This is a genomic window from Verrucomicrobiota bacterium (assembly GCA_037139415.1).
In the GTDB taxonomy this organism is placed as follows: Bacteria; Verrucomicrobiota; Verrucomicrobiia; order Limisphaerales; family Fontisphaeraceae; genus JBAXGN01.
In genome coordinates this window covers 1-14,209 of the sequence record JBAXGN010000043.1, presented here as the reverse complement: position 1 = coordinate 14,209, position 14,209 = coordinate 1, and the positions used below count along the sequence as shown (strand labels likewise).

General features: G+C 58.1%; 11 protein-coding genes. 5 read left to right on the top strand and 6 right to left on the bottom strand.

The genetic code is table 11. The features are described from left to right. Positions 1-11 precede the first annotated feature (11 nt). The 5 genes from WCO56_09595 to WCO56_09575 are packed head-to-tail and all read right to left on the bottom strand — an operon-like array spanning position 12 to position 7,103. Positions 12-1,430: a sialidase family protein gene (locus WCO56_09595; protein ID MEI7729815.1), complete on the bottom strand. Its 1,419-nt coding sequence runs from the start codon at positions 1,428-1,430 to the stop codon at positions 12-14. 47 nt (positions 1,431-1,477) lie between these two features. Continuing rightward, positions 1,478-3,205: a sialidase family protein gene (locus tag WCO56_09590; GenBank protein MEI7729814.1), complete on the bottom strand. Its 1,728-nt coding sequence runs from the start codon at positions 3,203-3,205 to the stop codon at positions 1,478-1,480. A 22-nt stretch (positions 3,206-3,227) separates the two neighbouring features. Continuing rightward, positions 3,228-5,108 (bottom strand): LamG-like jellyroll fold domain-containing protein, encoded by a 1,881-nt coding sequence (locus WCO56_09585; GenBank protein MEI7729813.1) that lies wholly within the window; start codon positions 5,106-5,108, stop codon positions 3,228-3,230. A 3-nt stretch (positions 5,109-5,111) separates the two neighbouring features. Then, positions 5,112-6,380, bottom strand: a complete 1,269-nt coding sequence (locus WCO56_09580) for an MFS transporter (protein MEI7729812.1) — start codon at positions 6,378-6,380, stop codon at positions 5,112-5,114. Positions 6,381-6,410: 30 nt separating this feature from the next. Further along, positions 6,411-7,103 (bottom strand): GntR family transcriptional regulator, encoded by a 693-nt coding sequence (locus WCO56_09575; GenBank protein ID MEI7729811.1) that lies wholly within the window; start codon positions 7,101-7,103, stop codon positions 6,411-6,413. A 432-nt stretch (positions 7,104-7,535) separates the two neighbouring features. Here WCO56_09575 and WCO56_09570 point away from each other — a divergent pair, with 432 nt between their 5' ends. The 5 genes from WCO56_09570 (at position 7,536) to WCO56_09550 (ending at position 13,414) form a co-directional block, all read left to right on the top strand. Beyond that, complete coding sequence (locus tag WCO56_09570; GenBank protein MEI7729810.1) at positions 7,536-8,147, top strand: hypothetical protein; 612 nt, start codon at positions 7,536-7,538, stop codon at positions 8,145-8,147. A gap of 35 nt (positions 8,148-8,182) precedes the next feature. Next, on the top strand, positions 8,183-8,587 hold the full coding sequence (locus tag WCO56_09565) for a YlbF family regulator (protein ID MEI7729809.1): 405 nt from the start codon (positions 8,183-8,185) through the stop codon (positions 8,585-8,587). Positions 8,588-8,820: 233 nt separating this feature from the next. Beyond that, on the top strand, positions 8,821-9,558 hold the full coding sequence (gene ubiE, locus WCO56_09560; protein MEI7729808.1) for a bifunctional demethylmenaquinone methyltransferase/2-methoxy-6-polyprenyl-1,4-benzoquinol methylase UbiE: 738 nt from the start codon (positions 8,821-8,823) through the stop codon (positions 9,556-9,558). 293 nt (positions 9,559-9,851) lie between these two features. Continuing rightward, a complete protein-coding gene (locus WCO56_09555) occupies positions 9,852-11,147 on the top strand; it encodes a basic secretory protein-like protein (GenBank protein MEI7729807.1) in 1,296 nt (431 codons plus the stop codon). 11 nt (positions 11,148-11,158) lie between these two features. Next, positions 11,159-13,414: a hypothetical protein gene (locus tag WCO56_09550; GenBank protein MEI7729806.1), complete on the top strand. Its 2,256-nt coding sequence runs from the start codon at positions 11,159-11,161 to the stop codon at positions 13,412-13,414. A gap of 41 nt (positions 13,415-13,455) precedes the next feature. Here WCO56_09550 and WCO56_09545 read toward each other — a convergent pair whose 3' ends face one another. Beyond that, positions 13,456-13,683, bottom strand: a complete 228-nt coding sequence (locus WCO56_09545) for a hypothetical protein (protein MEI7729805.1) — start codon at positions 13,681-13,683, stop codon at positions 13,456-13,458. Positions 13,684-14,209 lie beyond the last annotated feature (526 nt).

The window sequence follows — 14,209 nt, the reverse complement described above, 5'->3', positions numbered from 1 at the left end:
CATTCCATCTCTCATTTAAACCACTCCGCGCCGATTACCCGGCCCAGCAGGAAAAACTTCCGCTCCGGATACCAAAGTACCGGTTTGCCGTTCCGAACCGTAAAACTGGAATAGAGGGAAAGATCATACCGGCCGCTCGTGCCAGGTTTGCCTAGGCTGACATGGTCGTGGTCCATGAAGAATTTCATTTCGTCGAACCAAACGGGCTGGTCCGCGCCGGGCTGAAAACGCCCGGGGACGAGATAGATCGGGCGGCGATTGAAACCGGTGACCGGTGGTGTTGGCCGGTAACCTTTAAAGTGCCCATCATTATTATGGATGAAAAGCACGTAACGACCACTCCCTGCCTCATTGCCGCCCACATCGTAGATCGGGCAGGGGGAAATCGGGTGCTGCAAGGGGGCGCCGCCATCCTTGCGCAGGAGACGGCGTGGCTGGGCCCATGTCTCGCCCAGATCGGCGCTTATGCTCCAAAACGGGCTGCCCGCTCCGGTACGCATCACGCAGAACAGCCGTCCATCCGGCAGCTTCACGATCGAAGGTTCCTGGCAAACGCTGTTCTCGGGAAAGCTTGGGGTTGGCACGGCCAGCGCCTTTTCGTTCGCGGCGAACCAACTGATCCTCAGGTCGCGCGGCTCAGGATTATCATCCACGTTTTCGAAGCGCATAAACTCAACGCGTGAGTCGGCTGTTCCTAATGACTTGGGCGACGGTTTCCGGACCGCGAAGCTGGTCCAGCGGGTAAAACCGGCGAAATACTTGCCGTCCCTGCCCAATCGCAATGGTTTCTGCCAGCACAACATGTTTGGTGGCATATTGGTGTCCGGATTATCGTTGATGCTGCGCGCAACCGAGACGTTCTGCGGCTTCGACCATGTCGCTCCCTGGTCATCACTGTAAATGCCATCCAACCGCCCGGTATGGTGGAAGAAGGAATCATATTTCCCAATGTGTTGGCTATAGAGTACGTAGATGCGTCCCTTCTTGCTCACCAGGGGATAGGCCCAACTGGCCATGAACCCATCGCCGGCTTTCTTCGGTCCGGCAATGATGCGTGGTTTGGACCAGGTCACCCCTTCATCAGTGCTGCGTGCGAACGCAATGTGCTGGTCTGCCGGTGCATCCGGAGAAAAGTTCTCTACGGAGCTTTGCGTCCAAATGGCTGCCAGCGAACCATCTTTGGCTTCGCAAACCAGGAAGTGCTCATTACCGGTATCACTGACGCCCGCATCGGTAACTTCGGGGACAAAGACCACATAGTCCGGCTTGGTGATGCGGAGCTGGGCCGGGATGCGTGCCCTGAGTTCGGCGGGCGTGGCGATGAAATTGGTGTCTGGCTTTGCGACAACAACGTTGGTAGCAGCATCCATCAGGCATGGGGCGGCACAGAACGCCGCCACACCCAATAGCCAGGAAAGAGGTGTTTTCATAAAGTACAGAGCATTGATTGTTGCGTGTTTAACGGTTCGGACTTCGGCTATTCAACCTGGATGGTATCCAGCTTCAGCCGCACATCACTGGTCCACTGCATTCCCATGGGCCAGGCGGGAGCGACGTATAGACCGCCGAAGCAGATTTTGCGCAGGAGGACGCGCTTCACGTTGATGGGGAGGGCGCTGTTCAATGTCACCGAGAAATCATCGCGGCGCAGTTCCAGTTCCAGATGATTCCATTCACGGCGTTTGACTTGGCCGAGATCAGCCCATTGATTACCTCCGATGGCCACTTGCAGGACGTCGGATTTAAGCTCCTCGCGATAGATTGCGCGAATACTGCTGCCGTTGCGGCTTTTGCCCCCGAGGGTGAGCAGCGGCCAGTCATCGCCAGCGTAGCGGTGGAGGTTGACATCAAACGACAGCCGCAGTTTGGTGGCGCGGGTCATGGCTTCGGTGAGCACGAGCCCCAGGCTGGTGACGCGTTGTTCGAAGATGGCGAGGTTGGGTTCCAGCCGCAGCCCGGCCCGGCCGGCCCGTGGTAACAGAAACGGGCGGGTGAAATCCGGGAGGGATTCAACCACGGAACTGTGGATGCCGCGGGGATAGGTGTAAGCCACATAAAGTTTGCCGTCATCCACGAACCCGTTGGGGTAATATGCCGTGCCGCCTGCGGGTTGTACCACCGGACCCGGCAGCAGCAGGTCAGGATCGCAAACCGGCGCGCAGAAGAGCGAAAGAAAATAACGGTCGCGACTGATGCGTTCCGGCACGCGCACGTTGTTATCGTTCATCACCATCAGCAGGCTGTCGGCAGTGCCCACCCCAGACGCGGCGTAATTGCGCGAACAAATGGTGTCCACCTCCACCGGACGGGCTTTGGTCCAGGTTAGGCCGGCATCAGCACTGGTGCAGTAGAGCAGCATGCGATGCGGTTTTTCCATTCGTTCAGGCACATCCTGCGCCGTCGAGTTGCGGATGAGGAGGCCGATTTTGCCGTCCGCTTGCTCAAATAGCATGGGCTCCCAGAGGGTAATCGTCTCGCCGCCGAAATCGGCCGGTTTCTCTCCCGCCTGGGTCCAGCTCACCGCCTCGATCGGTTCGCTCCAGGTCCAGGTTTTGCCACCGTCTTCACTGCGCAGTACGCCGGCATATTGTGTGCGCCCCACCTGGGCGCGGGGAGTATCGGAAAACGGAAGGCTGCACGGAAAAAGCATGACCCCTTTGGAAGTCACCAGACCGTGGTTGGTGGGAAAGCCGCAGGCTTTGCCCTTGAGCTTTTCGGGAGCGTTCACCACTTCCACATTATTCCAGCGGACGCCATCCGTCGAGACGGCCACGAAGACCCGCCGGGCCATGAAATCGCTCCAGGCGCAAAAGAGCTGCTGGTCCTTCCAGTTGATGAAGTTGGGCTGCCATTGGTTGTCGCTCTCCACGGGATTCTGCGCGCCCGCCTCGGCGGTGAACATGCGCACGGGCGGGGACCAATGCTCAAAATCGTCGCTGACGCTGAGAAAATTATACTGGCCGGGCACATCTTCACGCTGGGTTTCATTGGCGTTCCAGGCGGCGAAGAATTTTCCCTTAAATTTCACAATATCCACATCGTGATTATATTTCAGGGCCGGTTTGGCACCCGGATGATAATAATAAATGTCCGCCAGTTTCACCTTTGGTTGATAAATTTTAAGCGGTTCGCTGGCGGTAGCTACGCTGGCGGCAACACAGAGAGTTGCGACAAGATGAGTATATAGAGTCGGTGATCCGTTCATAAGGTTGGAAATGTTTATAGTGTTACCAAACCGGGCCGGCGCGGAAGTTGCCAACAGCTTCGCTGGTGCGGAGCGCTCGATTATATAGGCGCATTCCCTGAATGGTTGCGGTGATCTGCAATTTTGAGGCACCGTTGGGAGCGCGCAGCGTGGGGCTAAATCGGCCCCAGCCGAACTGGCGCTGATCACCGCCATCGCATAACACCCCATCCACGACGAAGGTGATGATTTTCGGGCCGCTGTCCACGGTCGCCACCACGTGATGCAGTTTATCTGCCTGGATGACGCCGCGATCACAATCCCAACCGGTTTCCTGGCGGCCATCATTCAGGGTAAGCCGGAGAGTGCCGGATTCGGTTGTGGCCAGCAGAATGCCCTGGCCGGATTCCGTGCGGCTATCGAGCAGGACCTGCCCAGCCTTGAGTGAATCAAGTTTCAACCACACATCCAGGCTGAAGCCCGCCCGCAGGTCCTGACCGCGCTGATCCTCCGACTTCGTGTTGCGCCGGTGGAATTCCGGCAGCTTGGGCATCGTCACTTCCCGCGCTGCCGGTTGCCCGGCAGGCAGCTTGCCGATCAACCCATTCGTTGCGCCGGCCCGGCAGGTGAACTGATTGAACAAACCTTCCACGAGCGCCTTGGGGATTTCGTGCGCCCGCCCAATGGTCTTCTGGGTTTCCGTGATGAAGTATTTGCCATCGTCTTCCACGAGATCGGGGTAACTCATGCGGATAAATGGATCATCGTCGTAGAGCAGAATTTCCGGCTGGGACCATTCGATGCATTTGCCCTGAGGCGTATCCACTTCACGCCCGGCCATGAGCCACGCGGGGTTGCGATCGTCATAGGGACTGCGTCCACCCTTGCCGTTGGCCCCCAGTTCGCCCACGAACCGGCCACCGTGATTGTGAAACCAGTAAAGGAACTTCCCGTTTGAACAGTTCCAGGCGAAGTTGGCCGCGCGTGGGTGTTTCACGCGGCGTCCCCCCGGGGAATAAGTCTTGTAGGCCGGGGTGGTCCAGGTATGACCATGATCCCGGCTATAGGCGCACGTCGGCCAGCCATCAATGGTGCGATAAACGCAATACAATGAACCATCACTCAGCTTGACGATGCTTTGTTCCTCCGCAACGCGTCCGCCTCCGGGGGGCGTGCGCAGCCCAATCTCCCCATCGGGCAGAGTGGTGAAATTGATTTTGGCGGGGTCGCGTTCGCTAAGGATGTTCCGGCTGCTGAAGAAGGCCCCCTCGGATTGGGCGAAAAAGCCGTCGCCCATGGCACCCACCTTGTGGATAACCAGCATGGCGGTACCATCCACAATCAAGGGGCGTCCCACATTCCAGAAGAAACGCAGCTTGCCACCATAGGCGTTATTGCGATCACATTCAAATTCACGCAGCTCCACCTCGTAGCGCTTGGCGGACCAGGTCCGACCATGGTCGTCGCTGTATTTGAAGACGTAATGGCCGAGGGAATCCACGCGCTTATAAACGCCTTTATCCTCACGCTTCACTTCCGGCACCCGGTCCGTGTTGTGATTGTAGAAGGCATAGATTCGACCGCCCGGCACCTTCAGGAGCACTGCGTAACTCGCTTCCGGTCCAGCGGCGGGTTCGATCGGCACAATTTCCGACCAGGTGCGGCCTCGATCCGTGCTGCGCATGGACACCACATGCTGTCCGCCAGCTCCCTCGACGCCTTTGCCGGTGGTCATGACACACAGCCACGCGGCGTCATCGGTCTTCACGATGTACGGCTGGTCCGCATACCCTTCGCTGGGGATATTCCAGCCATTACTGAGATGGCGGGGATCGGGAACGACTGCGGCAGGAGTTTCTGCGTTGATGATTTGTGCTGCGCAAGAAAGCACGGCAGCCAACAGCCAAGGATAATGTATTTTCATGAATTAATCGAATATGCGCTTATGCGGGTTTACAAAACACCAACCAACCGCTCCCATTAGGAAGAGGCCGCCCATCAGGAATAGCGGTGCGTTCCAATCCTGGTACGTCTTATGCAAGAACGTCACCACCAGGGGACACAGTAGGCCTCCGATCTGGCCGGAGGTGTTCATGGCGGCACTGACCACGCCCGCATGGGTTCCGCCAATGTCCTGGCAGGTGCTCCAGGCGGCACCCAGCGTGAACATGCTCGCGCCCAGCGCCACGGAGATCAGCACGGCAGCGGTTACCGGGTGTCCAGTCATCGCCGCGCCCAACATGGCAACGCCCGCCACCACATACGCGGCGGCGCCGACGCCCGCGCGCCCGATGCGCAATCCGAGCTTCCGGGTCACGGCATCCGTAGTGAAGCCGCCAAACAAATCCCCCAACACACTCAGAATAAGCGGCAGCCCCGCAAACACCGCCAGCAACGTGGCATCGAAGCCATGCTTTTCATTCAAATAGGTCGGCAGCCAGGTGATGCAAAAATAAAACACAAAACTGTTGGGGAAATACATGAAACAGAGCGCCAGAATATTGCGCTGGCCCAATAAGCACCGCCAGTAATCCCAGCCGGCATGATGGCCCGAGGCTGGCTCGCGCCCGGCTTCGATCAGTTGCAGTTCCGCCGCGTTCACGGAGGGATGCTCGGCTGGGTCATTCCGAAACCAGTGGTGCCACGCCACGGCCCAGGCGAAACCAATCAGGCCAAAGCAGACAAACACCATCCGCCAGCCCATAAAGTTGAGCATGCATACCACCAGCAATGGGGTAAGCCCCCCGGATAGGTGGGCTCCGGCGAAAAAGATCCCCATGATGGTCCCGCGTTCATGACGGGGAATCCAACGGGAAAACGAACGCGCCACCCCCGGCCACGCACCGGCTTCGCCTGCGCCAAAAAGGAAACGGATCGCCAGCATGGAAACGTGGTTAAACGCCAAGGCGGTCGCCATGGTGAACGTGGACCACCAAGCGACAATGCGGGTCAGCACCTGACGGGTGCCGTGGCGGTCCGCCCACCAGGCCGTGGGGATTTCAAACAGCGCATAGGCCAGCGCAAAGGCGCTGAAGACCATGCTCATCTGTTCTTCGCTGAAACTCAGGTCCCGTCGAATATACGGGGTGAGCACCCCGAGGCAGGCCCGATCCAAGTACGTGACCATGGCCAGCAGCACCGCCAGACCAACCACTTTATAGCGGGTGCGGGTAGGTTGGATAACGGGGGGTATCATGATATATAATTGTCGGATGGAGGCATCGGATCAGGTCTTGAGTGATTTGGCTAAATCCTCCATTTGCTGCTTCACGTTATAAAGAACATGTTTGCGCATCGCTTTTTCCGCCCGGTCAGCATCCCGCGAACGGATGGCTTTGACCAGTTGCGCATGCCACTGGTCGGGCACTCCCAACGTTGCGGCGGTGAGCGTATTCAGCACCATCAGACGCCGGAACCAGAGTTTGGCCAGGGCGTCCACCAGCGCGCTGTAGCCGGTGTAACGAGCGATGTTGAGATGAAAATCCAGGTGCTTTTCCGCGTGGGTCTGTCCACCGGGGTCGCTCACCACCAACTTATCCAGCACTTCTGCCTGGCCCGCCAATTCTTCCAGTTGCTGCGAGATTGCATGTTCGGCACAAAGCCGGGCTGACTGGCATTCAATCGCTTCGCGCAGCACATGATCATTGCGCATGGACTCCGCCGTTAGCACCCGTACCCGGTGCCCGAACATCGGTTCGCTTTCCACCAATCCGTCCTGTTCGAGCTGATGCAGCGCCTCGATGACCGGTATGGGGCTCACCCCCAAACGCTTGCTGATACCGCGGCGCACCAACCGGGTGCCGGGAGGTGTTTTCCCGGCAATAATCTCCTGGCGCAAGATTTGGCAAACCCGCTCCTTCAGGGTCAGGAATCCAGCGCTGGGAGCGGGTGCCAACGGCTTTTTAACACGGCGTTGCATATTTGATATATCAGTAATATCAAGAACTGCTGGATCGTCAAATATTTTCGGCACACCGCATCGCTGAATCGCTGAATAGAAACCGTGCCCGTCACCATACGGCGGGGGCGAAGACCACCCTCGGTCCCTGATAGGGCTGGGGGAGAGTGTAAAAATGGGGGAAACCATGGATGATAGGCCTTAACTGAGACAGATGGGAGTAATGGCTTTGGTAAATCGTATTGGAGTCTGCATACGTCGGCTACCACGGGGGTTAGGCGGTAGCCAGTTTGAGTTCGGGTTGTAGTTTACGGTCGCGCCAGGTTTCCCATTCTGCTTTAGTGCGGGCTGGCACCATGACATTCAGAAGAGAATGGCTTTAGAGCAATTTCTGATGACGCCGTTGACTTTCCGGGCAAACGGGCGCACATTCACCTGAAATTGAATGCAGTTATGAAAACATTGGTTCCCATCCTGGTTTTGGGCGGCATGCTGTCGGCCAACCATTTGTATGCGGATGCCGCAACGATCTTGAAGCAGCGCGCGCGCGGCATGGCCAATCCGCCCGAGCAAGGCGGCGGCGCACCCGCCCGTCCCCAGCCCCCTGCCCCACCACCCGCCCCGTCGGCGGAACCCGAGGTCCCCGCCAAACCGGGCGCGGCCAAGTTGAGCGCGGCGCAGTTGGAGTCCGCCAAGGAATTGCAAAGCAACCTCGACGCCATCAAGGCCAAGGGCCAGGCCACGGCGGAGTTGAATCAAAAGCTGATGACTGCCTTAGAAAGCACCACTAAAGCCGGCACCAAACCGGACAAAAGTACCTTGACCAGCCTGGCCGCCGATCTGGCCACCGCCTGGCCCACGCTGAAAATGAATGAGGCGGAGAAAGCCACCTTGGTGAAGAACGTGGTGATTTTGCTGAACGCGCAGTCCTTGGCGAATGTGGACCTGCCCGCAGTTATCCAAAGTTCGGAGGCGCTCCTGAAATTCAGCGGCCTCAACGCCGATGCTTCCCGGAAGATCTTGAACGACTTGAAATGCGTCCTCGCGGACGTCCAGAAATACTAACCAAACCATAACCCAGTAACCCAACCTAACCAACCATGTCATTGATCCAAGACGAGAGCCCCGTAATGCAGAAGACGCGCGAATTGTGCGCCACCCTGGCCGATCACCCCAGCTTTGCCAGCATCCGTCAGCGTATGGATGCCTTCATGGCCGATGATAAAGCGCGTGCCGAATATGAAGAAGTCCACATGATGGGCCAGGCGCTCCAGGAAAAGCAAAGTAACGGCGTCGAACTCACCCCGGAGGAAATCGCCAAGTTTGAAGCGCAACGGGACAGCTTTATCAGCAATCCGGTCGCCAAGGGATTCCTGGATGCCCAGGAGGAAATGAATGAAGTGCGCTCCACCGTGGTGCGCTATGTCATGAAGACCTTCGAAGTGGGCCGCCAACCCGAGGCGGACGACTTCCACCAATGCGGCTCCGGCTGCAATTGCGGCTAGGCGGCATTTATTTTCGGTGTTTTAATCCCCTGCGAACCGCCACAGGATTAATGCGGCAGCAGGGGATTCGCCGGTGGCGCAGACTTCCAGTCTGCTGTATCGCGGATTTCCAATCCGCAGACGCGGGGGTAAACCAAAGTCGTTGGAATTTTGCACCGTCTGCCGACTGGAAGTCGGCGATACAGCAGGTTTGGAAACCTGCGCTACAGGAAGAAGGCGGCAGATAATTTATCATGGCCAACGAGTATTATGCGACCGGATCGAACCGGGCCGCCAAGGTGGCGGCTTTGTTCGACCATATTGCGCCACGATATGACCTGATCAATGACCTGCAAAGCTTCGGCCTGCACCGCTGGTGGAAGCGCAAGCTGGTGCGCCTGGCTGCGCTGAAACCCGGCGAACACGCCTTGGATCTTTGCTGTGGCACCGGGGATATTGTCTTTCGCCTGGCCAGCCAGGGTGCCGCGGTGACGGGGCTGGATTTCAGCGAACCCATGCTGCAAGTGGCCAAACGGCGGCTGGCGCAGATGCAGCCCACGCCCCCCGCAACCCCCGCCATCTCCTTCCAACACGGCGACGCGCAGAAACTGCCTTTCCCCGACGCCCGATTTGATGCTGTAACCGTCGCCTACGGTTTGCGGAATCTCACCAGTTGGGAATCCGGACTGGCGGAAATGTACCGCGTGGCCAAACCGGGCGGGTGTCTGTTGGTGCTGGACTTCGGAAAGCCGGACAACGCCGCCTGGCGCTGGATGTATTTCCAATACCTGCGCTGGTTGGTCCCCATTTTTGGCCGGCTTTTTTGCAAGGATGCCGCCGCCTACGCTTACATATTGGAGTCCCTGAAACATTTCCCCGCCCAGCACGGCATTGCGCAGAACATGCGCGACTTGGGCTGTCAGGATGTGCGCGTTCATAACCTGCTTGGCGGAGTGATGGGATTAAACTACGGAGTCAAACCACGCAAATGAACAAGCGCAGAACAGGTTTCCCGGATGTAGTCGGCGGAATGGTCGGTAGAACTCCGAATCCCGAATCCCGAAATCCGAAAGAAGGCCGAATCCCGAAAACCGAAACCGAGAATTCAAGTTCAGGCAGAAAAATGGCGGGTAAAACATTCCCCATTTTCCACTTACCATCTTTTTATCAGCCTGCACTTGCCTTGTTTTCGGGCTTCGAATTTCGGTTTTCTTTCGGGCTTCGGGCTTCGGGCTTCGGCTTTACTCGCATTCTCTTCCTCACGCTTCTTGGTTGCTCCTCCCTCTTGCGTGGCGAGATCAAAGTCGTGGTGAACCACAACAGCAGCGAGGACGCCACCGCTGAATTCAAGTTCAATCAGGTGCGTCCCCCGGCACGCGGCGATGCCGCCGCCCAGGCGGTCTTTAAAATCGTGGATGGCACCCGCGACCAGAATGGCGGAACCGTTGACGTGTTGCATGACGGCAAAGCCCCCATGGAGGGAGATCAGCCATCCGCGAATTGCTTCTTCCGTGCCGGCACCGATGGCGGACGGGTCATGGTGGACCTTGGGAAAGCCATCGAGATCAAACAGGTCAACACCTACTCCTGGCATCCCGGTACCCGCAGCCCGCAGGTGTATCATCTATATGCCAGTGACGGAAACGCGGCCAATTTTAACGCCGCCCCCAAACGGGATACCGCGCCGGATCAATGCGGTTGGAAGCTGCTGGCCAAAGTGGATACCCGGCCCAAAGACGGTGAACCCGGTGGACAATACGGCGTCAGCGTCGGCGATTCCGAAGGCTCCGTGGGCAAATACCGTTTCCTGCTCTTCGATATGTTCCACACGGAAACAACCGATTCCTTCGGCAACACCTTTTATAGTGAGATTGATGTCATTGACCGCAATGCGCCCGAGTTGGTGGAACCATCCCTGCTGCCGGAAGGCGAGAAGACCATCACGTTCGGGGACGGCAAATACACGCTCGCGCTGAACACCAGCGAAACGCCCGACCTCGCCGAGTGGGCGGACAAGGAATTAATCCCGCTCGTGGAACAGTGGTACCCCAAGATCGTCAATCTGCTGCCCAGCGAAGACTACGAGGCTCCGCGCAAATTCAGCATCGTTTTCAAGAAGGATATGAAAGGCGTAGCCAACACTGCCGGCACGCGCATCCACTGCGCCGCCAAATGGGTCCGGTCGAATCTGAAAGGGGAAGCCAAGGGCGCGATCTTCCATGAGATGGTCCATGTGGTGCAGCAATACGGCCGGGCCAAGCGAACGAATCCCAACGCGACCACTGCTCCCGGCTGGCTGGTGGAAGGCATCACGGATTATATTCGTTTCTACCACTTTGAACCGCAAACCCGTGGCGCGGAGATTGCACCGGGCAATATGGCGAAAGCCAAGTATGACGGCAGCTACCGTGTCACCGCGAATTTTCTGAACTATATCTCGGAGAAATACGGCAAAGATCTGGTCCCCCGCCTGAATGCAATCATCCGCGATGGCAATTTCAACGAATCATCCTGGAACAAACTTACGGGACACTCCGCGCAGGAACTGAACGACGAATGGAAAGCCCAGTTGGGAAAATAACACGCGTGATTATGTTTCGATCAACTTGGGGTTATTGCGCGGCACTGACGTTGGGTCTGGCGGCTCAGGTTTTGGCACAAGTCAATCCCGTCCCCAAAGCCGTCGAGGCGCGGGAAGGCCGGGATATTACCTGGCGACTGGCCGGGCCAAGCGGAGGCGGGTGGATTCAATCCATGACCTTTGATCCACAACAGCCGGACACCTTGTACGTTGGGTGCGATGTCGGCGGCTTTTATTTTTCCACCAATGCCGGACGCACGTTTGAAATTCGCAACCGTGGCTTGCGGGATTACTTTGTGGAAGCCATTTCCGTTCATCCACGCGACCGCCGCATTATTCTGCTGGGCACGGAAAGCGGCCTGCACCGGACGGCGGACCAAGGGCGTACCTGGCAATGGGTTCGCGATATTTTTCCGAAGCCGGAGCGCTTCTCCTTCAGCGCGCCCATTGGCGCGGTGTGCTTTGATCCGCTCAATCCCACCGTGGCCTACGCGGGCGTGGGTCGGCCGCGCTGGGATAAGTCTGGGGCCGGTGCGATTTTCCGCAGCGAGGATACCGGTGTCACCTGGCGGCGCGTGGATGGCGGGCGCTTGCCACCCAAGGCGATTGTCAGCGATATCAAGGTGAAACCCGGCGATTCCCGAGTGGTGCTCGCCGCCACCAGCGAGGGCGTATTCCGCAGCGACAACGGCGGCGCGGACTGGCAGCTCTCAAGCGACGGGCTGCCGCATCGTTACACGGAGGAACTGGCCTTTGCACCGTCATCGCCGCAGATCGTTTATGTGACGTTGCGTTGCACGGCGCATGACCAGGAGCCCTGGAACGGCGGCGTATTTCGCAGCGAGGACGCGGGCCGAACCTGGCGCGCCGCCAACGGCGAGGGGCTGCCCCGGCGGGTCGCCGAGGGCAAGACGTCCAGAACCCATTCCTCCAACCCCAAGGAATTAGTGGTGGACCCACGGGATGCCAACGTGGTCTATGTCGGCCACCGCGACTGGGTCACGGCTGGGATTTACAAGACCACCGACGGCGGCGGCCATTGGAGCCGATGCGCCCGCCGCACGCGGGAGGAAACGAACATGGATTACGGCTGGATCACCCAATGGGGACCAGCCGTGGAATGCCTGGCGCTTTCTCCTGCCGCGCCGGATCGGTTGGCATTCGGCACCAGCGGCCATGTGTTTGTCACCACGGATGCCGGAAAATCGTGGCAGCAACGCTATGCGGCACCGGCAACCGATGGCACCATCGCCGGCAATGGTTTGGCGGTCACCTGCGCCTGGCGGGTGGTGCCAGACCCGGTACGGAAGAACCGCCTGTATTTTTGTTACATGGACATCGGCCTGTTGATCAGCAATGACAACGGGATGACGTTCCGCCGCAGTTTCGAGGGGATGAAGATGTCCGGCAACTGTTTCGGCGTCGCGGTGGACCCGCAAGCGCCGGAAACAATCTGGGCGACCACCGGGTGGTGGAATCGCAACGAAGGGGATGTTTGCCGTTCCGAAGACGGCGGGAAAACCTGGCGGGTAGTGGGCGAGCCAAAGTCGGGATTGCCTGCCGGACAAGTGTTGGAACTGCTGCTCGACCAGCAAAGCCCGACCGGGAATCGCCGACTCGTGGCCGCTTCCAATGGCAATGGCATCTTCGAGACGCGGGATGGCGGGAGTACCTGGCACACTATCAATGGCAACCTCCCGGCGTCCGACGCCAAAAAACCGCGCGGCCTTTTGCTGGATGCAACAAATCCCGCCCATCTCATTGCCGCCCTGGATCGGAACCTCTTTGAGACGCAGAACGGCGGCCAGACCTGGCAGCCGTTGGGAACCGCCGGCGCGCTGCCCACCATCCAACAATTGACCGCTGATCCGAAACATTTACGCACGCTCTACGTTGCCGGACGCGAACACTTCGACCCGACCGCAAAGCGGCTGTCCCCCGGTGGAGTGTACCGCAGTGAAGACGCGGGGCAGACGTGGCAACGCCTGCTCGATTTTCGATTCGTGGCCAGCGTCGCCGTCAGCCCCTTGGATGCAACGACCATTTACGTCACCACGAAGGACGATCCGTTCCACGATGACGCCATCGGCGAAGGGGTGCTGAAAAGCACGGACGGTGGCCGGACTTGGCAGCACGAGAACACCGGGCTCTCGCATTTAAACGTCAAAGCGATTTGCCTCAGCCCACTTGATCCCACCACGCTGTTTATCAGCACCAGCGGCAACAGCGTGTTCATCGGGCGGGATGCGGGTGGAAAAAACAAATAATCGCGCCCCTAAAATTTGCTAGGCAGACCGCAGAAATTTGTTTAGCGCAAACTGACAATAACCAACGCCAGCGTGAATGCGGTTGCGGCCATAATTGCCTCGTGCGGCCACCAGTGGCGTTGCAACGCGTGACTTTCCGGTGCGGATACCTGAGACGGCTCGTCCTCGGTCAGCTCAGACCAACCTTCACGCACCAATAAAACGCCAAAAACCACGGTTATCAGCATGGCCACCCCGAACGGGACATTGTTAAACCAACTGGCAATCATAAGTCTCGTTTATTTAAAGTTCACAATTCCGCAATTCAACCGACACCCAATCGTAACGCATGTCATAGTCAAATGCAAGCGATTTCCACCGTTATTTGATTAATTGGCCGGGCGGCTGGTGACGAAACTGGTGACGAAAGGCGTTGCGACCGCTCTGGGTGGGGTTTACCTTATCTATCTTGGCCTGCTTTTCCTGCTCAGCTACTTTTTTCCTGAAACCTGCCACATCTTCAGATTCATGCGCTATATCAGCGAGGATCTCTCGCGCCCCCGAAGCCGATACATGCCGTTGTGCTATTGTGCATTGGCCATGTTTTTTGGAGGTTGGCTTTTGCTTGTTGGCTTGGGATTGATCGAGCCATGAGTAACGAACGGGGCCTAACCTCCGGTGCCAGTCAACTATCTGCAAACCCTCCGGGTTCGGTCACAGCGGCCTTCCGGACATTCAGTCATCCCGCCAGGGATGACCGATAGCTAGAGCCCGTCCCGAAGCAGAATAAGCAATAGCCACTGCGACGGTTGGGAT

Excerpts from the sequence above, each read along its gene's own strand:
- WCO56_09595 (MEI7729815.1), bottom strand. The coding sequence starts at position 1,430 with ATGAAAACACCTCTTTCCTGGCTATTGGGTGTGGCGGCGTTCTGTGCC.
- WCO56_09590 (MEI7729814.1), bottom strand. The coding sequence starts at position 3,205 with ATGAACGGATCACCGACTCTATATACTCATCTTGTCGCAACTCTCTGT.
- WCO56_09585 (MEI7729813.1), bottom strand. The coding sequence starts at position 5,108 with ATGAAAATACATTATCCTTGGCTGTTGGCTGCCGTGCTTTCTTGCGCA.
- WCO56_09580 (MEI7729812.1), bottom strand. The coding sequence starts at position 6,380 with ATGATACCCCCCGTTATCCAACCTACCCGCACCCGCTATAAAGTGGTT.
- WCO56_09575 (MEI7729811.1), bottom strand. The coding sequence starts at position 7,103 with ATGCAACGCCGTGTTAAAAAGCCGTTGGCACCCGCTCCCAGCGCTGGA.
- WCO56_09570 (MEI7729810.1), top strand. The coding sequence starts at position 7,536 with ATGAAAACATTGGTTCCCATCCTGGTTTTGGGCGGCATGCTGTCGGCC.
- WCO56_09565 (MEI7729809.1), top strand. The coding sequence starts at position 8,183 with ATGTCATTGATCCAAGACGAGAGCCCCGTAATGCAGAAGACGCGCGAA.
- ubiE (MEI7729808.1), top strand. The coding sequence starts at position 8,821 with ATGGCCAACGAGTATTATGCGACCGGATCGAACCGGGCCGCCAAGGTG.
- WCO56_09550 (MEI7729806.1), top strand. The coding sequence starts at position 11,159 with ATGTTTCGATCAACTTGGGGTTATTGCGCGGCACTGACGTTGGGTCTG.
- WCO56_09545 (MEI7729805.1), bottom strand. The coding sequence starts at position 13,683 with ATGATTGCCAGTTGGTTTAACAATGTCCCGTTCGGGGTGGCCATGCTG.